The following is a 19703-nucleotide window of genomic DNA, read 5'->3' as shown; positions in this document are numbered from 1 at the left end:
AATGAGTAAAATATTAATCATTACTGGCGGAAGTAAGGGAATTGGAAAAGGTATTATCAAAGCTTATCTCAATGAAGGGTTTCAGGTTTTTTCTATTTCGAGAACGAGCAATAAAGACTTTGAAGCAGTCACACAAATTGAATTCGACCTGAGTAAAACAGATGGAATTGTGGCATTACTTACTGGCGTTTTTGAAAATTTTAAATCTACTGAAGTAGAAAAAATAACGCTGATAAATAACGCAGGCACTCTGGGCCAAATTGGTAAGATTGAAGACATTTCGGATATCGAAAAAACGGTACAACTCAACACTGTTGCGCCGCTAATTTTAACATCAACTTTTATCAGCTTAACTAAAAACTGGGGTGGCGAAAAGAAAATCATTAACATTTCTTCGGGCGCTGCCCAAAAACCATATCATGGCTGGTCTATTTATTGCGCCACAAAAGCAGCTATAGATATGATGACAAAAACCGTTGCAATTGAACAAGACAGCGTAGAAAATGGCGTAGAGATTATTGCCATTTACCCTGGTGTTGTAGATACGGAAATGCAAGCACAAATTAGGCAAAGTGATAAAGATAGTTTTGCCAACATTGATAGATTTTTAGAATTAAAAGCTACTAATTCATTAGCAAATGCAACAACTGTTGGAAGACAAATATTTGCCATAGACCAAGATAATAGAATAGAAAATGGCGCTTTAATTAGAGTTGAAGAATAAAGATTTTATTTTTCGCTGATCTTGTTTGCGAGAAAGAACAGTGCAATAAATAGTTTTTCGCAGATCTATCCGCAGAAAAGTCGCTGATTTGTAGAACCAAGATTATAATTATTCTATAAATTTATAGTATTCATTTACAGATTTATTAGTCTTTGGTCCGTGAACATCTGCGATTCTTAGATCTGCGCCTTGTCTGCAAGAAATAAAGGCATAAATAACCTAATATGGAAAACGACTATTTAGAAAGTGCTAAAAAGCAATTTGAGTATTATAAAATGCTTGGCGATAAAACTTTTGCCCAACTGGGCGAAGAACAATTGTTTTGGCAATTTAATGAAGAGAGCAATAGCATTGCGATGATTGTAAAACATTTATGGGGAAATATGTTGTCTCGTTGGACAGATTTTTTAACCAGCGATGGGGAGAAAGAATGGCGAAATAGAGATGAGGAATTTGAAAATGATATTGCGACTAAAGCCGAACTACTAGAAAAATGGAATACAGGTTGGCAATGTTTATTTGACGCCATTAATCCGCTAACCGCAGCAGATTTAAATAAAGAAATTTATATTCGTAATCAGGGTCATACTGTTACTGAGGCTATCAATCGTCAGTTGGCACACTATCCCTACCACGTAGGACAAATTGTATTTTTAGGCAAAATGCTTTGTAATGAAAACTGGCAATCACTTTCTATTCCGAAAGGAAACTCTAAAACATTTAATGCTGAAAAGTTTGCTCAGCCCAAACACAAACAACACTTTACTGATGAATTTTTAAAAGACGAATAGCATGGAGCTTACTGCCAAATCTTTTATAGACACCTTAATGGCCAATCAATCTGATGACGAATTGAAGAAAATTCTTCGTTATTTTAAATCAGAAGAAGGCGATTATGGGTATGGCGATGAATTTATTGGCGTAAAGATGGGTTTCATTTTCGAGCTTGCCAAAAAATACAACCAAATGCCAATTGAAGAAATTGAGCTTTTGTTAGAGAGCAATATTCACGAGGCAAGAGTTGGCGGTGTGAGTATCATGGATAAGGCTTCAAGAGAGAAAAAGATAGACAAAACAAGGTTAGCAGAATTCTATCACCTCTATATGCGCAGGCACGATAGAATTAACAATTGGGATTTGGTAGACCTAGGTTGTTTGTATATGACAGGCTTATATCTTTTCGACAAACCCAGAGATGTACTTTATCAGCTAGCTAAATCTGAAAACATTTGGGAACGCAGAACCGCAATTTTAAGCACGTGTTATTTTATCAGAAAAAATGATTTGAAGGATACTTATCAAATTGCAGAGATGTTGTTAAACGACCAAGAAGATTTGGTTCACAAGGCAACAGGATGGATGTTGCGTTTTGCTGGAGATAAAAACAAATTGAAATTAATTACCTTCCTAGATAAATATGCGGCAACAATGCCTCGAGTTTTACTTCGCAATGCGATAGAGAAATTTGATAAGGCAGAAAGAGAACATTATTTAGGACTGAAGAAAGTTAAAAGTAAATAATCGATAGCCTCTTCTATTTTTACACTTAATATCTCTAATTGTCATATTATTATCACTTATCGATACTTATCAAAAAAAGATACTTATCAAATTTTGATATTTATTTTAAATCATTATATTTGCTTTACCAAAAAGAGAGCTGAAATGAATAATATTAAACTAGAGTAGAATTATGAAAATTAAGTTTGTTGACGAGTATCTAGGTGTACTTGCCGAAAACAAAACCCCTGGTAAAAGCAAATATCCTTACGAAGTAGAACAAGCTTTTAAAAAGAGGATATTCCAGATTAAGCAAGCAAATGGCACACAAGATTTAAGAGAAATTAAATCTTTACATTTTGAAAAGCTTAAAGAAAAAAGATATTTAGGTAAATACTCCATAAGAATAAATAAAGCTTACAGGCTTATATTTATGATTACAAAGGAAGAACGCCTTGAGGTAATGGAAATTGAAGAAATTAATAATCATTACGGATAAATAACTTACTACTTTGTATGGTGCATAGTAGTTTAACTTAATTTTAACATGAACAATCAGGTCTTTAATTCAAAAGGTGCTGAAATTGAGATTGAAGCTTTCCATCCTGGAGAGTTTTTGTTAGAAGAAATTGAAGAAAGAGGAATTCTTAAAAAAGATTTCGCCAAAGCTTTAGAAATCCTTCCTAACAACTTAAGCCTGCTTTTTGCAGGAAAAAGAAACATTTCTGCACAACTCGCACTAAAAATTGGTAAATTTTTGGGAACTAGCGCTGAATACTGGTATGGTATGCAAACTGCTTATGATTTGCAAATGGCACGACTAGAAGAAGAAAAAAGCGAATATGCTTAACATTTGCTTTTAATTTTACAATTTCCAATAAGTTTTTCTAATGATAATTGAAAACCTCAAAACTATTTTCAATAGAGACCTTAATAGGTTAAAAAATGAAATCGAAGCGTATGAAGATGAAGCCAATCTTTGGCACATAGCTGGAGATACTAAAAATTCAGCAGGCAATTTGTGCTTACACTTAATAGGAAATTTAAACACCTACATTGGAGCTGGTCTCGGTAAGTCTGGCTATATTAGAAATAGGGAATTGGAGTTTTCTTTAAAAGATGTTCCAAAATCAGATTTATTAATGATGATTGAACAAACCATAAAGGTTGTTGATGAATCGTTGAGCGCATTAAAAGATGAAGACTTAGCACAAGAATATCCTACATTAGTTTTTGAAGATAAAACCTCAACTGGGTTTTTTCTTATTCATTTAACCACACATTTAACTTATCATTTGGGGCAAATTAATTACCATAGACGATTATTGGATTAGAAAACACCTGCATTTTACCACTACAAACCATTGTTTTTTTAACGCAATAACAAACATCATATCGTTGCTAAAAATGCTATTCTAAGCGCTTTAAACACATTTAATAATTGCGATTAAAGCGTATTATTGCTTGAATTGTAAGACCTCTCATCAAAAAAAGTATTGGTATTTTAACTTTTAATTAAGCTAATTTGGCATTCTATTTTAGAAACCAAATATAAATTCTGATGAGATTTTTATCTGCTGTTGCCTTTGCTTTTGTGTTAATTCTAGTTTCTTGTGCCTGTAAAAAAAGCACCAAGAAAACTGAAACACCTGTTACACCAATTCCGCCTATAACAACTCCTCTTACCAGCGATGTTAGCTTTTGGCTGACCAAAGGTGATAAATCAGTCCTACTGCAAAAACAAAATGTAGCCTTAAACTTTAGCAATACAAATAACAGCAACATCACTATTGAAGTAGATGCCAATCAGGTTTACCAAACAATAGATGGTTTTGGCTACACCTTAACAGGAGGAAGCGCAACCTTAATGAATAGCTTAGGTGCAACAGAAAAAGATGCCTTGATTAAAGAACTATTCTCTACCGAGGAAGGCGCAATTGGCGTGAGCTACTTACGTGTGAGCATTGGCGCCTCAGACTTAAGCGCAAATGTTTTCACTTACAACGAGCGACCAGCTGGTCAAACAGATGTAAACCAAGATAATTTCTCAATAGCCGCTGAGATGACGGATTTAGTTCCAATCTTGAAAAAGATTTTAGCCCTTAACCCTAACATCAAAATTTTAGGTTCACCTTGGACTGCTCCAACGTGGATGAAAACTAACAACGCTTATAAAGGCGGCAGTTTAAAGCCAGAGTACTATCAATCTTATGCAAAGTATTTTGTGAAATACATTCAGGCAATGAAAGCACAAGGCATTACGATAGACGCAATTACTATTCAGAATGAGCCCTTGCATCCTGGCAATACACCAAGTATGTATATGGAAGCTCCAGACCAAGCTCTATTTATTAAATCAGCATTGGGGCCAGCATTTCAAGTCGCAGGTTTAAGTACAAAAATCATTGTTTACGACCACAACGCAGATAAGCCAGAATATCCAATGACAATCTTAGCCGACCCAGCTGCAAACCAATATGTAGATGGTTCTGCCTTTCATTTGTATGGAGGAAATATTTCTGCATTAACAACTGTGCATAATGCTTATCCGAACAAAAATGTATACTTCACCGAACAATGGGTTGGCGGACCTGGAAACTTTGCCGAAGATTTAAAATGGCATGTTTCGACGTTAATTGTTGGCGCAACACGTAACTGGAGCAGGAATGTTTTAGAATGGAATTTAGCAGCAGATGCAAATTACAATCCACATACACCAGATGGTGGCTGTACCACTTGCTTAGGGGCTATAACCATTGCTCCTGCCGTGACTAGAAATGTGGCTTATTATGTAATTGCTCACGCATCCAAATTTGTAAGGCCTGGATCAGCTCGAATTGGCTCTACCTTAAATAACACTTTAGCTAATGTGGCGTTTAAAACTCCAGATGGCAAAAAAGCATTAATTGTAATGAATACAAGCTCAACCGACCAAACGTTTAACATTAAGGATAATGGAAAAATTGTAACCACAACATTGCCTGCTGGGGCAGCAGGAACCTATGTTTGGTAAAAATCTTGTTTATTGATTTAGTTAACCCCGCCATTGTGTGGGGTTTTCTATTTATCGGCCACCCATGTGTTTAAAATAATCCATAAAGTTTGAGTTTTGGTATACATACAATGCACTTCCCAATTGAGTTAATAACACCCAAAGAATTAATCCTATTAAAGTAGTCAAAATGATTTTGAACATTGGCCAAAAACCTTTCAATTCTACAAAGCCCTTATAAGCCACAACAAAATAAATAAGTTGAAGCAATAAAGCCAACAGAGGAATAAGTGGTTCCCAATGACTACCTTTTAATACTCCTAGAAGCGGCAAAGCGATAATGGAAAAGGCTAGGTTAGCAAAACTTACAAACATTAAATTAGCAACCAGATGCTCTGAATAATTATAGCGTTTTCGATAATAAATGACCCAGAAATAAAATGCAAAAAACGGAACAGCAATCATCTGTACAAAATTCGAATTTTTGGTAAAGAAATTCTTGACCACACCTACCCTATGATACATTTCCATTGCTTCTGCCTTTTTCACAGGATTTTCTATTTTTGAAATACCCTCTGGAATAGGTCCTTTTTTTTCTGAGAGCGAAGCACTGAAAGTACTAGATAGCACAAAAAAACCTGCTAATAGTAAAAAGAAAGTAAATGGATTATAATATTTTTTCCTCTTCCCTGCTATATACTCCTTAGCTACAATTCCTGGTCTAATGGCTAATTCTTTTAAAAGATAAAGTAAACCCTTATCTGCATGTGTAAATGCATGAAATGCTTCGTGAAAGAAATGAGAGATAGTAAAACGGTGTATAACTGCTGACTGCCCGCATTGAGGACAGAATTTTTGTTCTTTTATTAAATGCGTTTCACAATTTAAGCAGTGTTTAGAGTTCATAGGAGCTGAGTGTTAACTTATTGGCTAATGTCGTGAATTGAATTAAAAAAACAAAAACAGCATTTAGCAACACCAAACTTTTTTAGCATCATTGTTGTTAATCAATTATCAAAATCATAATAATGAAAAAATTATTCATCTCCATTTTCAGTTTAGCGGTTCTATTTACAGCATGTCAAAGTAATAATTCAGAAAAAACAACAGATAACTCAGCCGAACCTGATACAAACATAGTTCCGGCTAGTGAGCAATATTGTTATAAATACATTAAAGATAAAGACACTGCAACTTTAACAATGATGAACAGTGGACCAATAACTACAGGTGAACTGAAGTATAACCTGTACGAAAAAGATAAAAACAATGGCATATTTGAAGGTGAATTAAGAGGCGATACCTTAATTGCTGAATATACTTTTAACTCAGAAGGAAAAGAATCGGTTAGGCAAGTTGCTTTCCTTAAAAAAGGAGATCAACTAATCGAAGGATTTGGAGATGTTGAAGAGAAAAATGGAAAGATGATGTTTAAGGATAAATCGAAGCTAACTTTTGGAAATTCTATCGTATTTAACAAAGTTGATTGTTTCTAGGCATACGTTCGATGGATAATGGTTGATGGTTGATGGCCTAAGCTTCCAGACTACCGACCATCAACTATGGACCATTAACTTATTTCAAAATTTTCAAATCTTTCCCAAAAACCATCTATTGGTAATGGTGCAAAAATTTTAATGGGTTCTTTTTGCACAGGGTGGATGAATTCTAACTGCCTAGCATGCAAACAAATACTTCCTTTTCTGCTACCACGAGGATAACCATATTTATTATCGCCAACTATTGGGCAATCCATTGTAGAAAGTTGAACCCTAATTTGATGCGAGCGACCAGTTAGTGGATTTACTTGCAATAAATAAAATCCCCCTAACTCTCCTATTAACTTATAATCTAACTCAGAACGCTGACTACCCGGCACTTCTTTATTGTAAGCTGCAACAACATTTTTCTGTGGATTTTTAATCAGATAGTGAACTAAATTGCCTTCCGTTCTAGTTGGTTTATTTCTTACTACAGCAAAATAGGTTTTACGAACTTCTCTATTTTTAAAAATAGCATTCATCCTTTCCAAAGCCTTACTTGTTTTAGCAAATAAAATAACACCACTTACAGGCCTGTCTAAACGATGTACAACGCCTAAAAAAGCACCATTAGGTTTATTGTACTTAGCAGCGATATATTTTTTCACCTTTTCATCTAAAGGTTCATCGCCCGTTTCATCAACCTGTACAATGTCCCCAGAGCGTTTGTTTATCGCTATTAAATGATTGTCTTCGTATAAAATATCTGCTTCGGTAATGGGCATTGCTTAGTAAAAATAGAGATTGTTAAATTGTTGTATTGCTTTATTATTTTTGTAAACTGAAAACTTCAAACTGCCTACTGTTTTGTGTTTTATAAACCTGATTGTAATGCAAATACTTTTTGTTGCAGATCCTTCGACAAGCTCAGGATGACAATAACAAAAAGATTGAAATGAAAAGCGGGACTGATTTTTCCGAAGAGCACTGAAATTGCTTTTCAAATTAACTTCAAACGCCCAACTCCCAACTTAATACTGTTCTTTCTCGTTCGGGAAATCTTTAGCTTTTACGTCCTTGATATAGGATTGTGCTGCTCCTAAAATCCCTTCATATAAATCTAAATATTGACGTAAAAAACGTGGTCTAAATCCTTTTGTTAAGCCAATCATATCGTTAACAACTAAAACCTGTCCGTCGCAATCTGGTCCAGCGCCAATACCGATAGTTGGAATGTGGATACTTTCTGTTACTTCCTTAGCCAGCTTTGCAGGAATTTTCTCTAACACAACCGCAAAACATCCAGCCTCTTGTAAAGCTAAAATATCAGTCTTTAACTTATTGGCTTCTTCTTCATCCTTAGCTCTAACAGTGTATGTTCCGAATTTATAAATAGATTGAGGAGTTAAACCCAAATGTCCCATTACAGGTATGCCTGCAGTAATAATTCGTTGAATTGATTCTGCAACTTCTGCACCACCTTCTAACTTTACGCCATGTGCGCCAGATTCTTTCATTATTCTGATGGCAGAATTTAAAGCTTCCTTAGAATTACCTTGATAAGAACCAAAAGGCAAATCTACTACTACAAAAGCACGACTAGCACCACGAACTACACCTTGTGCATGATAAATCATTTGGTCTAACGTGATGGGCAAAGTGGTTTCGTGACCAGCCATTACATTTGAAGCCGAATCGCCAACTAATAAAACATCTAAGCCAGCGTCGTCTAAAATGGTTGCCATCGAATAATCGTAAGCGGTTAACATGGCAATTTTTTCGCCACGTTGTTTCATCTCTTGTAAGATATGCGTGGTAATCCGCTTAATTTCTTTGTTTACAGACATGTTCTTTGTTTTGTTAGGCAAAATTAGGTTTTATTATTTAATAATTGGAAATAGTGAATAGTAAATAGAGATTGAAAAAACGCGGCATAAGAAAACTTATCTATTACCTATTTCTAAATTACATCTAAATATGTATATCGCAATACGCAATACTTTTTTTCAAAAAATATCTTGAAAAAACCATTGAAAAACCTACCTTTGTATCCTGAAATGAATGAGTTCGGTCAGACTTCTTTAACATCCTTCAAAAACGGCATATCCGTTAAGAATTCCATCATTTTTTCTCTTTTTTTATCTAACCCTTATTGTAATACAAATGACTAACTACACCAAGTTACCTGCAATTTTATTATTAGCCGACGGCACTGTTTTTTATGGCAAAGCTGCCGGAAAAATCGGAACTACTACTGGCGAGATTTGCTTTAATACAGGTATGACTGGCTATCAGGAAGTATTTACTGACCCATCTTACTTTGGGCAGATTTTAGTGGCAACCAATGCACACATTGGCAACTACGGTATTCACAAAGAAGAAATAGAATCTGGTTCTATTAAAATTGCTGGTTTAGTTTGTAAAAACTACAACATTTTGTACAGCAGAAAAGAGGCTTCTGAATCTATACAAGATAATTTCCAGAACGAGAATATAGTTGGTATTTCTGAAATTGACACTCGTGCTTTAGTTCGCCACATTAGAAATAAAGGAGCGATGAATGCGATTATCTCATCAGAAATTACTGATTTACAAGAATTAAAAAAGAAATTGGCAGAAGTACCTGATATGGATGGATTAGAACTTTCATCTCACGTTTCTACTACTGAGCCATATTATTACGGTAATCCGGATGCTAGCTATAAAATTGCTGCTTTAGATTTAGGCATCAAAACCAATATCTTACGCAACTTTGATGATAGAGATGTTTACATCAAGGTTTATCCTGCAAAAACTACTTTCGCAGAGATGAACGATTGGGGAGCACATGGCTATTTCATTTCAAATGGTCCTGGTGACCCATCTGCAATGGCTTATGCAATTGATACTGTTAAATCTATTTTAGAAGCTGATAAACCATTATTCGGAATTTGTTTAGGTCACCAATTATTGGCTGAAGCAAACGGAATTGGTACAATGAAAATGTTTAACGGTCATAGAGGATTAAATCACCCTGTGAAAAACATTATTAAAGACCACTGCGAGGTTACTTCTCAAAACCATGGTTTTGGTGTAATACCTGATGAAGTTAGAAAATCTGACAAAGTAGAAATCACTCACGTTAACTTAAATGATGATTCGATTGAAGGGATTCGTGTAAAAGGCAAAAAAGCATTCTCGGTACAATATCACCCAGAGTCGTCTCCAGGCCCACATGATTCTCGTTACTTATTTGATGATTTTGTTGACTTGATGAAGGGTGAGTTGGCTTGGTAATTAGTCTGAAGTAGGATTTTTAAGATTTAAGGATGATAAGATTTTTTTAATCCTAAAATTTTCCAATTCTACAAATCCTAGTCAAGACAATTTAGGGTTTAGGAAAGACTTGTTTTATTACAATTTGTTCATCTAAGTTTTATTTCAGCAACTATTATCTTAAAATCTTTTTATCCTACAAATCCTAATCAAGACCAATTCCCATTCATCCTGATAAATCATCATTTTATCGACATTTTACTGCCAGTCAGATAAAATTCATTTTCTATTCATCTAAACCTTGTTACTTTAGATTTATAGAAATGGAACGGCTATGTTGTTATCTTTAGCCTCTAGCTCTCAAAACAAAAACTAAACAATGGAAAAGAAGAATGTCATTATCAGTGTTAAAGACCTGGTAAAAAACTATGATGACTTTAAGGCGGTACAAGGCTTAAGTTTCGAAGTTTACGAAAATGAAATTTTTGGGTTGCTTGGTCCGAACGGGGCTGGTAAAACTACTACCTTAGAAATTATAGAAACCTTACGCCAAAAAACAGCTGGCGAAGTAATTGTTGATGGCTTTTCCGTTGATACTGATGCAAATGCCATAAAACGAATCATCGGTGTACAATTACAAGCAGCGGGGTATTACCCAAACCTAAATTTAGTTGAGTTACTCGAATTGTTTTCTGGGTTGTATGGCGTTAGTGTAAAACCAATGGAAATGTTGGAGAAAGTAAATCTTCAAGACAAGGCAAAAGCTAAATACAAAGCTTTATCTGGCGGACAAAAACAACGCTTTTCTATCGCTACGACTTTAATTAATTCGCCAAAGATTATTTTTTTAGATGAACCAACTACAGGATTAGACCCACAAGCTCGTCGGAATTTATGGGATTTGATTACTGAAATCCGTAAAGCGGGAACAACCGTTGTAATTACCACTCACTATATGGATGAGGCTGAGCAACTTTGCGACCGTGTTGCATTTGTAGAACGCGGTCAGATTATCGCGTTAGATACGCCAGACAAATTAATAGACGATTTGGTAGCTAGTGGCTTTGAACGTAAAAAAGAAGTTAAAAAAGCCAATTTAGAAGATGTATTTATTAACCTAACCGGCCAAGAATGGCGTGAAGATAAATAGATTAATATTCATTTTTTAACTCATTAACCTTTCAACTAAACAAAATGCAAACACCATATAGTCATACAAAAGCTACCTTAGCCTTAGCAAAAGCTAGTTTCAGGTCAATCATGCGCAGTCCTTCTGCAGTAGTATTTACACTAGCATTTCCTTTAATATTCATCCTTGTTTTTGGCTTTTTAGGAGGCGGGGGAACGAAAATAGATTTAGCCGTAAAACCAGGTTCAGACTTAAACAATCCTATTATTAAGTCACTGCAAAAAATATCAGTAATTAGGTTTTCTAAAAGTACCGACCTTTCCGCCATAAACAAGGGCTTAGAAAAAGGCGATTATGATGCAATTATTGACGTGGAGAAAAATCCAGCCGGACTACCTGCATTTATTACAAATGTAAAATATACATCTGCTTCAATGGATAAGGGAAGTATTTTAAAATCGATATTAAATGAAGTTACTTATAATTTAAATACACAAAACCTAAAACCAACCATTACAGAAATACAGGCAACAACCGTAACTGCAAGAGTGTACCGCCAGATAGATTTTATTTTACCAGGTCAGTTAGGCTTTTCTTTATTAAGTACAGGTGTATTCGGAACAGCATTCGTATTCTTTAGTTTACGCCAGAATTTGGTAATTAAAAGATTCTTTGCAACCCCTGTTAGACGTTCGAGCATTGTGTTGGGTGAAGGTATTGCTCGTATCGGGTTTGCATTATTGGGCGCATTGGTGATTATTTTAATTGGGCACTTTGGATTTAAGTTTACACTTATACATGGTGCTACTACGGTTATAAATATGCTCGTTTTAGCTACAATGGGTGTCATCGTTTTCATGGGTTTTGGTTTTGTGGTCTCTGGGCTAGCTAAAAGCGAAAGTACTATCCCTCCTATATCTAACATTATTACCCTGCCTCAATTCTTACTATCAGGAACATTTTTCTCTGTAGATGCGTTTCCAACATGGCTACAACCAATTAGCAGGGCATTACCACTAACCTATTTAAACGATGCGATGCGCCAAGTTGCTTTTGAAGGCGCTGGCCTTTGGGATGTAAAACATCAAATATTAATTTTAGTGTTATGGGGAATCGGAATTTATGCAGTAGCTGTTAAGACTTTTAAATGGGAATAGGCTATTGTCTTGATTAGGATTTTTAAGATTTAAGGATGATAGGATTATAAAGCCTATCATCCTTTTTTATTTAACAACATTTGGGGATAAAAACAACCTTATTCGAGCAATAAAATCCCCATATGGTTTTAAATCTGATTGACGGAAAAATTTCTGTTTTAAGATTTGTTTGCTTAAAAATCTAGCTTTATAGTTTTTAAGAAAATTAAATAATAGATTCGGGAATGAAAAATATTTCCATCCTATCCGCCAGTGTAAGAAATGGGCGAAATAGCCATCGCGTTGCACTTTATTTCAAAAACTACTTAGAGGAAAATCAATTGGCTAATGTTAAAATCATCGACCTAAAAGCATACGATTTTCCGATTTTCGAGGAACGTTTAAGGTTTATTTCAAACCCAAGTGAGGCGATGCTTTCATTTGCAGATGAGGTTACTAAAAGTGATGGTATTATCCTTGTAACTCCTGAGTACAATGGTGGATATCCAGCTAGTTTGAAAAATGCTATTGATTTATTGTATGCAGAATGGAAACGTAAGCCAATTGCAATTGCCACAGTTTCGGCTGGTGCATTTGCCGGCACACAAGTAATCACTTCTATACAATTCAGTTTATGGAAAATTGGGGCATTAACGGTTCCTGCAATGTTTCCAGTTGCTACAGTAGAAAAAACATTTGACGAAAATGGCAAACCGAATGATGAAGAAGCTACCAATAAACGAGCTTCTTCTTTTGTAAACGAACTCATTTGGTGGATAGAGGCTAAACAGAAAATGAACACCTAGCATTTTGCGAAATCATTTGAGTTTAGTTAAGCACTCTTACTTTTTGAACACTTAACTAAATAAAAAATGAAAAAATTAGTAGCAGAATTTATTGGAACTTTCTGGTTAGTATTTGGCGGATGTGGTAGTGCCATATTAGCTTGTAATTTTCCGGGAAATGGCATTGCCTATGTTGGAGTTGCATGGGCGTTTGGTTTAACGGTAGTAACCATGTCTTATGCTTTTGGGCACATTTCTGGCGCACATTTAAATCCTGCGGTTTCGGTGGGTGCTTGGGTTGCTGGACGTTTAGAAACAAAAAATCTATTACCTTACATTATAGCTCAAGTATTGGGAGGCATTGCTGGAGCTGCAATTTTATATGTGATTAGCAGAGGAAACGGAAGCGACATAGGAAGTTTTGCCACAAATGGTTTTGGTAAAAACTCTCCAGGTCATTACAGCATGTTAGCGGCTTTAATAACAGAAATAGTTTTAACTTTTATATTCTTAATTGTAATTTTAGGATCCACCGATGAACGTGCACCAAAAGGGTTTGCAGGTTTAGCAATTGGATTATGTTTAACTTTAATTCACTTAATCAGTATTCCTGTAACCAACACTTCAGTTAACCCAGCAAGAAGTACTAGTCAAGCTATTTTTGTTGGTGGAGAAGCAATAAACCAATTATGGTTATTTTGGTTAGCTCCAATTGTAGGTGCTATTTTAGCAGGAATAGTTTATAAATGTTTTTTTGCAATTAAAGACTAAATTTAAAAATCAAACAAAACAAACATATATGGCAACTATTAATCCTTACTTAACTTTTAATGGTAATTGCGAAGCAGCATTTACTTTTTACAAATCAGTTTTTGGCGGTGAATTCCCTTACATAGGGAAATTTAAAGATATGCCACCTTCAGAAGGCTGTGACCCCGTATCGGAAGAAGATGGTGAAAAAATCATGCATGTCTCTTTGCCTATAAGTGCTGAAACCATATTAATGGGTAGTGATAGTTCTGAGGCATTTGGCCAGACAACAATTGTTGGAAATAATTTCTCCATTTCTATTAATACTGATAGCATAGCTGAAGCTGATAAACTATTTGAAGGTCTGTCTGCCGGAGGTACGGTTACCATGCCAATGAACAAAACATTTTGGGGAGCGTACTTTGGAATGTTTACCGATAAGTTTGGCATTAACTGGATGATTAACCATGATGAAAACAGTCAAAAATAAAAAGCTGGCCACCATATTTTAAATTTAAAAAGCTCCAATATTGGGGCTTTTTTTATGCAACTCATTGGCCTACTTCTATTAAGAAGCTACTTTTTAAAAAAATAGAACTATCTATAACTTATAATTTAAAAATTATTTTAACTTTGGGTACGCCCTAGCTAATTGTACTTTTTACACTAAGGGCAATTTTTAATCAAAACCAAAATAAAATGAGTTTAATAATTGATGTCCACGCAAGACAAATCCTTGATTCTAGAGGTAATCCAACAATAGAAGTTGAAGTAGTTACAGAAAATGGCCAAATGGGCCGTGCAGCTGTTCCATCAGGTGCAAGTACTGGTCAACATGAGGCAGTTGAATTGCGTGATGGCGACAAAAAAACCTATATGGGTAAAGGTGTTTTAAAGGCGGTTGAAAATGTAAACACTAAAATTGCTCAGGCTTTACAAGGTGTTGATGTTTTTGAACAGAATTTAATAGACAAGTTAATGATTGACTTGGATGGCACTGAAAACAAAGGAAACTTAGGTGCAAACGCTATACTAGGTGTTTCTTTAGCAGTAGCAAAAGCAGCAGCAGCAGAAAGCAGACAACCTTTATACCGCTACATCGGTGGTGTAAACGCAAACACTTTACCAATTCCAATGATGAATATCATCAATGGTGGCTCTCACTCTGACGCTCCTATTGCTTTCCAAGAGTTCATGATCATGCCAGTTGGTGCTCCTTCTTTCTCTGAAGCATTACGTTGGGGTACAGAAGTTTTCCATAACTTAAAAGCGATCTTACACGACAGGGGTTTATCAACTGCTGTTGGTGATGAGGGTGGTTTCGCTCCAACTTTTGATGGAACTGAAGATGCTGTTGAAACTGTATTAAAAGCGATTGAAAAAGCTGGTTACAAACCAGGAGTTGATATCTGTTTAGCATTAGATTGCGCATCATCTGAGTTTTATAAAGATGGAAAATATGATTATTCTAAATTCGAAGGTCCTACTGGAGCAATTCGCTCAAGTGCTGAACAAGTAGAATATTTAGCTGAACTTTCTGCAAAATATCCAATTATCTCTATTGAAGATGGCATGGATGAGAATGATTGGGCGGGCTGGAAATTATTAACCGAGAAAATTGGAGATAGAGTTCAGTTAGTTGGTGATGATTTATTTGTAACTAACGTTAAACGTTTACAAACAGGTATTGACACAGATACTGCAAATTCAATATTAGTAAAAGTTAACCAAATTGGTTCTTTAACAGAAACCATTAATGCAGTTAGTTTAGCTCAAAACAGTGGCTATACCTCTGTAATGAGTCATAGAAGTGGTGAAACTGAAGACACTACGATCGCAGATTTAGCTGTTGCTTTAAACTGTGGCCAGATTAAAACAGGTTCTGCTTCACGTTCAGATAGGATTGCAAAATACAACCAATTACTACGTATAGAAGAAGAATTAGGTGATTCTGCACGTTTTATTGGTAAGAACTTTAAATACGCAAAAAAATAACCCCTAAATCCCCTAAAGGGGAATGAGATGTTAATAAGTTGAAAAACTTATTTGTGAAACATCCGAAGATTTTAAATCTTCGGATGTTTTTATTTAATACTATATTTGCTTAGAAGATGTGAGTTTTTATCTCAAATCGAACATCTCATATCTCATATCTAAAAAGTCATGAAAAAGCTATTAGAACTTTTACGCAATAAATATTTCTTAGCCATTGTTGCTTTTGCGGTATGGATGCTGTTTTTTGACAAGAATGATATGCTTTCTCAGTATGAATATCGCACAGCAGTAAACAAGCTACAACAAGAAAAAGACTTCTACACTAAAGAAACCGCCGACGTAAAGAAAGATTTAGCAGAACTTGATAGCAACCTAAATACTGTTGAAAAGTTTGCTCGTGAAAAATACTTTATGAAAAAGGACAATGAGGATGTTTTTGTTATTGTAAAGAGCGACACCGTAAAAAATTAAACCTTTTGCCTTATTTATTGTTAAAATTTTGTTCCAAAGCACTATATTCGCTTTAAAAGGAATACTAATTGATATAACATATATGAAAAAAGTAATTTTACTTTTCTTGTTTTCTCTAAACATCTGTAATTCCTTTTCTCAAGAGCTTCCTAATCTAAAAAATATCAAATTAAGCAAAAGATCACAGTTTAAGGGAACTGAAACTTTGGTTTTTAAGGTTACTGATTATTTATTTCACACACCTATAGACAAAAAAAACAAATCGCGAACAGAAGCAGGACAGTTTTTGCTTAAATGGATGAATGGCACACCTGACTATACTTTCTATTTAGAAGAAAAAGAAACCAACTTCTTTAACACCGATTCTGATTTAATGCTAATGTACATGGCCGGATTAACAAAATTCACCCTTGATAACCCAAGCGTTAAAGATCAAAAAACATTGATTTTAGGGACAATGGGAATCGTACTTCCTTACTTAAATAAACAAGAAAATAAAACAAGGTGGTCTAAAGAACTTTGGCAATTGAATGACGCTAATCTAAAAGGCAAACTACAAGAATATCTTTATCAGGATTCTAGGATTAATTGATTTACAAGATGATGTTTCATTAGTATAATTCCTTGAAATATTCAATTCCATCTTACATTTCTCCTTTTACATCTTCCATTTTTATCCGTATCCAAATTTAGGCAATGCCAATTTATAGCGTACAACTATAATTCTTAGGGTAAAGATAAAGGCAATAACAATAATCTTGGCAACATCGGCTTTTAGGTTAAAATAAAGCAGGGCGAAATATAATATTCCTCCTAAAATACAGGCAGTAGCATAAATCTCTTTCCTAAAAATAAGTGGAATGGTATTTAAAAGTGTATCTCTAATTACTCCACCAAAACATCCTGTAATGGTACCTAGTGCAACACAAATACCAGGGTCTAATCCAAATACAATTCCTTTTTGCACGCCTACCAAGGTGAATAGACCAAGTCCAAGAGAATCAAAGAGGAACAAAGTGATTTTAAATTTTTTAATCTGACTTTTAAAGAAGATGGTAAGTAAGGACGTTACTAAAATCAGCAAACAATAATTTACATCACGCATCCAAGCTACCGGCGTATCTCCAAGTAGCAAATCTCTCACCGTTCCACCACCAATAGAAGTTACAAAAGCGATAATCAATACCCCAAATGGGTCTAATCGTTTCTGCATGGCGGCAAAAGTACCAGAGATGGCAAAGGAAATCGTTCCTAATATCTCAATTGCGTATGTGGTAGTTATTTCCATTATACTTCGCCATTGTGTTTTCTAAAAAACCATTCAGCAGTTAAAAATATGATGATTAAAGCGAATAACCATTTCAAGCTAATCAATTCTTCATATTTCCTGTCTTCGTAACTTATGGTTTTTACTTGTCCGCTTTTCTCCAATAAATCAGCTATGCTTAACAAATTAGCAGGCATAACCATTCTACCACCACTTTGTTGTGCCATTGTATATAATAACTGGTGATTAGCTGTTGTCTGTTGGTACTCTGCAATTAATGCATTTACATAAAATGCTCCAGAAGCAGTATATTTCTTGTCTCCTAAACTCGTACTAGCGATGTATGTATAATTCCCTTGTGGTAATGTTCCGGCGTCTAACCGATAAGCCACACCAAATTTCGAAAAGGTATAATTAAAGACTTTACCATCACCATTTTTAATCTGAACATTTACATCTGGCGTATTTACAGCTTCATAAGCATCGTTATACAAAGTGGCATTCAATACTACATTTTCATTTTCTTCGTAAGTATTCTTGCTACCGTAAACCTTAAACTTCCTTTTATCATCCTTAACAGAAAGATACTGGATAGTTTTAGAAATGAGTTCATTAACCAGTGGGAAGCTTTGCTCATTCTTGGCTTCTTCTAGTTTCCACTTCCAAATTCCTTCCCCTATTAAAAATCCTAGTTTTTGACCATTACTTTCAGTAAAAAACAGCAAAGGTGTTTGTGTGTTAATCTTTCCTATCCTCTGATTTAAAGCTGCCGTATAGTTTCCGTTGATGCCTAAATTAGCAAAGGGCAACTGCAATGGGTCGTAATCATTCAATTGTTTTAGAGCTGCTGCATCTAAATTAAAGGCTGTAAAATTAGGGTCTGGATATGGGAAAACTTCTTGAATAGCACCATTTGCCCTACTAAAGCTTAATGATTTTTGCACTTGATTAAAGGCACCTACATTACTTTGAGCACCTAAAATATACCAAAGGGAAATTTTGGCTTCTTGCAACTTACCAATTAAGCTAGCTGCAACATTTGTATTGCCAGGTAATTGATAAAGAATGGCTAAACTATATTTATTTGGGTCGATGGCATTTAACTCATCTGCCAATGCAACAGTAACTTCGTAATGTTTATTAAGTTCAATAGCTTGTTTTAGTGTTGCAATATCCGGATGTGGAGCTGCAGCAGCTAATAAGACCATTTGACGAGCATCAATTACTTCTACAAAAATTGTCTGACTGTTATTTTTCGTGGTAATTTCATTCTTAACTGAAGAAACACTAACTGTATACTTCTGCACACCGATTTTGTTAGCTTTCAGTTTTACTTGCAAATCCTGTACAAAGCTATTGGAGTTAATGCCAACACTTTGTTGTTTAACCTTGACACCATTTTCTGAAACCGACAATTGTGCGGTCTCTCCTTTGCTTTCGTAAGCTTGAACTTGAATATCTAGTGTAAACTCGTTATCCAAATAAACCAAGTTATTGTAGTTTACATTGGCAATCAATACATCACGTTTTGCAATGGTATCGCCCATGGCAATGGTATAAATAGGCGCTTTTATTTTATTAAGTTCGTACAAGGGATTACCTCCACGATTAAAAATACCATCGCTGGCAATGATTACCGCACCCACATTTCTATTGAGCAGTTCATCATTTAATTGATTAATCAAGCCAGATGCATTACTTAACTTTCCCTTTCCAGTAAAATCTAATCCAGCTTTCACGCTATCGCTAAAACTGTATGTTTTTACTTCATATTTACTAGAAAGTTGTTCTGTTAGTTTTTGTAAATCTTCCTGATATTTCGCCTCATTAAAACCCACTGGCTCAACCGCTGCGACTGAAATAGAATTATCATGTGCTACAACAATGATTGGCTTTTCAGGGGTATAAGAAATTCGCTTAACCAAAGGAGCAAACAGTAACCAAGTAATTGTAGTTACTACTAAAATTCTGAGGGCAGCTAATCCATATTTTAAATTCTGATTTAAGCTTTTATTTGTACCATATAAAACCCAAGCATATAATCCACCTAGCAGCAGGCAGGCTAAAAAAGTTAAAATGGAGTTTGCTGTGAAAAAATTACTCATAAGCTTAAACGTAAAGATGCTAATTTTCTAAAAAAATCATCGTAATTTGTTTGTGGATTATTGAATTAAAAATTACTTATTTCTTAGTATTTAAAAGGAAATGGAGATTTAAG

22 protein-coding genes are annotated in these 19703 nt (G+C 34.9%); 17 read left to right on the top strand and 5 right to left on the bottom strand.

Going from position 1 to position 19703, the window contains the following annotated elements; all coding sequences use genetic code 11:
* The first annotated feature begins 1 nt into the window (after nucleotide 1).
* The 7 genes from R2Q59_RS19065 to R2Q59_RS19035 all read left to right on the top strand — a co-directional run bounded on the left by R2Q59_RS19065 (nucleotide 2) and on the right by R2Q59_RS19035 (nucleotide 5237).
* Nucleotides 2–724 carry an SDR family NAD(P)-dependent oxidoreductase gene (locus R2Q59_RS19065; protein ID WP_316786957.1) on the top strand — a complete coding sequence of 241 codons (723 nt, stop codon included), beginning with the start codon at nucleotides 2–4 and terminating at the stop codon, nucleotides 722–724.
* Between the two features lie 224 nt (nucleotides 725–948).
* On the top strand, nucleotides 949–1515 hold the full coding sequence (locus tag R2Q59_RS19060; protein WP_316786956.1) for a DUF1572 domain-containing protein: 567 nt from the start codon (nucleotides 949–951) through the stop codon (nucleotides 1513–1515).
* Between the two features lies 1 nt (nucleotide 1516).
* Nucleotides 1517–2245 carry a DNA alkylation repair protein gene (locus R2Q59_RS19055; protein ID WP_316786955.1) on the top strand — a complete coding sequence of 243 codons (729 nt, stop codon included), beginning with the start codon at nucleotides 1517–1519 and terminating at the stop codon, nucleotides 2243–2245.
* Nucleotides 2246–2417: 172 nt separating this feature from the next.
* Nucleotides 2418–2723 (top strand): type II toxin-antitoxin system RelE/ParE family toxin, encoded by a 306-nt coding sequence (locus tag R2Q59_RS19050; RefSeq protein WP_316786953.1) that lies wholly within the window; start codon nucleotides 2418–2420, stop codon nucleotides 2721–2723.
* Between the two features lie 48 nt (nucleotides 2724–2771).
* Nucleotides 2772–3074 (top strand): HigA family addiction module antitoxin, encoded by a 303-nt coding sequence (locus R2Q59_RS19045; RefSeq protein WP_316786951.1) that lies wholly within the window; start codon nucleotides 2772–2774, stop codon nucleotides 3072–3074.
* Between the two features lie 40 nt (nucleotides 3075–3114).
* Nucleotides 3115–3558 carry a DinB family protein gene (locus R2Q59_RS19040; RefSeq protein WP_316786949.1) on the top strand — a complete coding sequence of 148 codons (444 nt, stop codon included), beginning with the start codon at nucleotides 3115–3117 and terminating at the stop codon, nucleotides 3556–3558.
* A 227-nt stretch (nucleotides 3559–3785) separates the two neighbouring features.
* Nucleotides 3786–5237: a glycoside hydrolase family 30 protein gene (locus tag R2Q59_RS19035; protein WP_316786947.1), complete on the top strand. Its 1452-nt coding sequence runs from the start codon at nucleotides 3786–3788 to the stop codon at nucleotides 5235–5237.
* Between the two features lie 51 nt (nucleotides 5238–5288).
* On the opposite strand, the gene R2Q59_RS19030 is transcribed toward R2Q59_RS19035, so the two are convergent.
* Nucleotides 5289–6122 carry a DUF3667 domain-containing protein gene (locus R2Q59_RS19030; protein WP_316786946.1) on the bottom strand — a complete coding sequence of 278 codons (834 nt, stop codon included), beginning with the start codon at nucleotides 6120–6122 and terminating at the stop codon, nucleotides 5289–5291.
* Between the two features lie 122 nt (nucleotides 6123–6244).
* Here R2Q59_RS19030 and R2Q59_RS19025 point away from each other — a divergent pair, with 122 nt between their 5' ends.
* Nucleotides 6245–6712, top strand: coding sequence for a hypothetical protein (locus R2Q59_RS19025; RefSeq protein ID WP_316786944.1), 468 nt, complete (start codon nucleotides 6245–6247; stop codon nucleotides 6710–6712).
* 74 nt (nucleotides 6713–6786) lie between these two features.
* On the opposite strand, the gene R2Q59_RS19020 is transcribed toward R2Q59_RS19025, so the two are convergent.
* Entirely contained in the window at nucleotides 6787–7482 is a 696-nt protein-coding gene (locus tag R2Q59_RS19020) for an RluA family pseudouridine synthase (protein WP_316786942.1), read from the bottom strand.
* 246 nt (nucleotides 7483–7728) lie between these two features.
* Nucleotides 7729–8544, bottom strand: coding sequence for a 3-methyl-2-oxobutanoate hydroxymethyltransferase (gene panB / locus R2Q59_RS19015; protein WP_316771787.1), 816 nt, complete (start codon nucleotides 8542–8544; stop codon nucleotides 7729–7731).
* A 316-nt stretch (nucleotides 8545–8860) separates the two neighbouring features.
* Here panB and carA point away from each other — a divergent pair, with 316 nt between their 5' ends.
* The 9 genes from carA to R2Q59_RS18970 all read left to right on the top strand — a co-directional run bounded on the left by carA (nucleotide 8861) and on the right by R2Q59_RS18970 (nucleotide 16810).
* On the top strand, nucleotides 8861–9973 hold the full coding sequence (gene carA, locus R2Q59_RS19010; RefSeq protein ID WP_316771784.1) for a glutamine-hydrolyzing carbamoyl-phosphate synthase small subunit: 1113 nt from the start codon (nucleotides 8861–8863) through the stop codon (nucleotides 9971–9973).
* 358 nt (nucleotides 9974–10331) lie between these two features.
* Nucleotides 10332–11102 (top strand): ABC transporter ATP-binding protein, encoded by a 771-nt coding sequence (locus R2Q59_RS19005; RefSeq protein ID WP_316771781.1) that lies wholly within the window; start codon nucleotides 10332–10334, stop codon nucleotides 11100–11102.
* Nucleotides 11103–11146: 44 nt separating this feature from the next.
* Entirely contained in the window at nucleotides 11147–12238 is a 1092-nt protein-coding gene (locus tag R2Q59_RS19000; protein WP_316786940.1) for an ABC transporter permease, read from the top strand.
* A 224-nt stretch (nucleotides 12239–12462) separates the two neighbouring features.
* The gene (locus tag R2Q59_RS18995; RefSeq protein ID WP_316771775.1) at nucleotides 12463–13023 is read left to right on the top strand and encodes an NADPH-dependent FMN reductase; all 561 of its coding nucleotides are present in this window, start codon (nucleotides 12463–12465) and stop codon (nucleotides 13021–13023) included.
* Nucleotides 13024–13089: 66 nt separating this feature from the next.
* Complete coding sequence (gene aqpZ / locus R2Q59_RS18990; RefSeq protein WP_316786938.1) at nucleotides 13090–13773, top strand: aquaporin Z; 684 nt, start codon at nucleotides 13090–13092, stop codon at nucleotides 13771–13773.
* A 28-nt stretch (nucleotides 13774–13801) separates the two neighbouring features.
* Nucleotides 13802–14242, top strand: a complete 441-nt coding sequence (locus tag R2Q59_RS18985) for a VOC family protein (protein ID WP_316771769.1) — start codon at nucleotides 13802–13804, stop codon at nucleotides 14240–14242.
* Nucleotides 14243–14451: 209 nt separating this feature from the next.
* Nucleotides 14452–15747: a phosphopyruvate hydratase gene (eno, locus tag R2Q59_RS18980; RefSeq protein WP_316786936.1), complete on the top strand. Its 1296-nt coding sequence runs from the start codon at nucleotides 14452–14454 to the stop codon at nucleotides 15745–15747.
* A 168-nt stretch (nucleotides 15748–15915) separates the two neighbouring features.
* The gene (locus tag R2Q59_RS18975; RefSeq protein WP_316771765.1) at nucleotides 15916–16218 is read left to right on the top strand and encodes an FtsB family cell division protein; all 303 of its coding nucleotides are present in this window, start codon (nucleotides 15916–15918) and stop codon (nucleotides 16216–16218) included.
* An 82-nt stretch (nucleotides 16219–16300) separates the two neighbouring features.
* Complete coding sequence (locus tag R2Q59_RS18970; protein ID WP_316771762.1) at nucleotides 16301–16810, top strand: hypothetical protein; 510 nt, start codon at nucleotides 16301–16303, stop codon at nucleotides 16808–16810.
* An 81-nt stretch (nucleotides 16811–16891) separates the two neighbouring features.
* Here R2Q59_RS18970 and R2Q59_RS18965 read toward each other — a convergent pair whose 3' ends face one another.
* Both R2Q59_RS18965 and R2Q59_RS18960 read right to left on the bottom strand, forming a co-directional pair.
* Nucleotides 16892–17506, bottom strand: coding sequence for a trimeric intracellular cation channel family protein (locus R2Q59_RS18965; RefSeq protein WP_316771759.1), 615 nt, complete (start codon nucleotides 17504–17506; stop codon nucleotides 16892–16894).
* Nucleotides 17506–19590 (bottom strand): hypothetical protein, encoded by a 2085-nt coding sequence (locus tag R2Q59_RS18960; protein ID WP_316786934.1) that lies wholly within the window; start codon nucleotides 19588–19590, stop codon nucleotides 17506–17508. The genes R2Q59_RS18965 and R2Q59_RS18960 overlap by 1 nt, the downstream gene beginning before the upstream one ends.
* Nucleotides 19591–19703 lie beyond the last annotated feature (113 nt).

This window comes from Pedobacter frigiditerrae (assembly GCF_032678705.1).
Lineage (GTDB): Bacteria > Bacteroidota > Bacteroidia > Sphingobacteriales > Sphingobacteriaceae > Pedobacter > Pedobacter frigiditerrae_A.
This window is presented reverse-complemented; position numbering and strand designations above follow the sequence as displayed.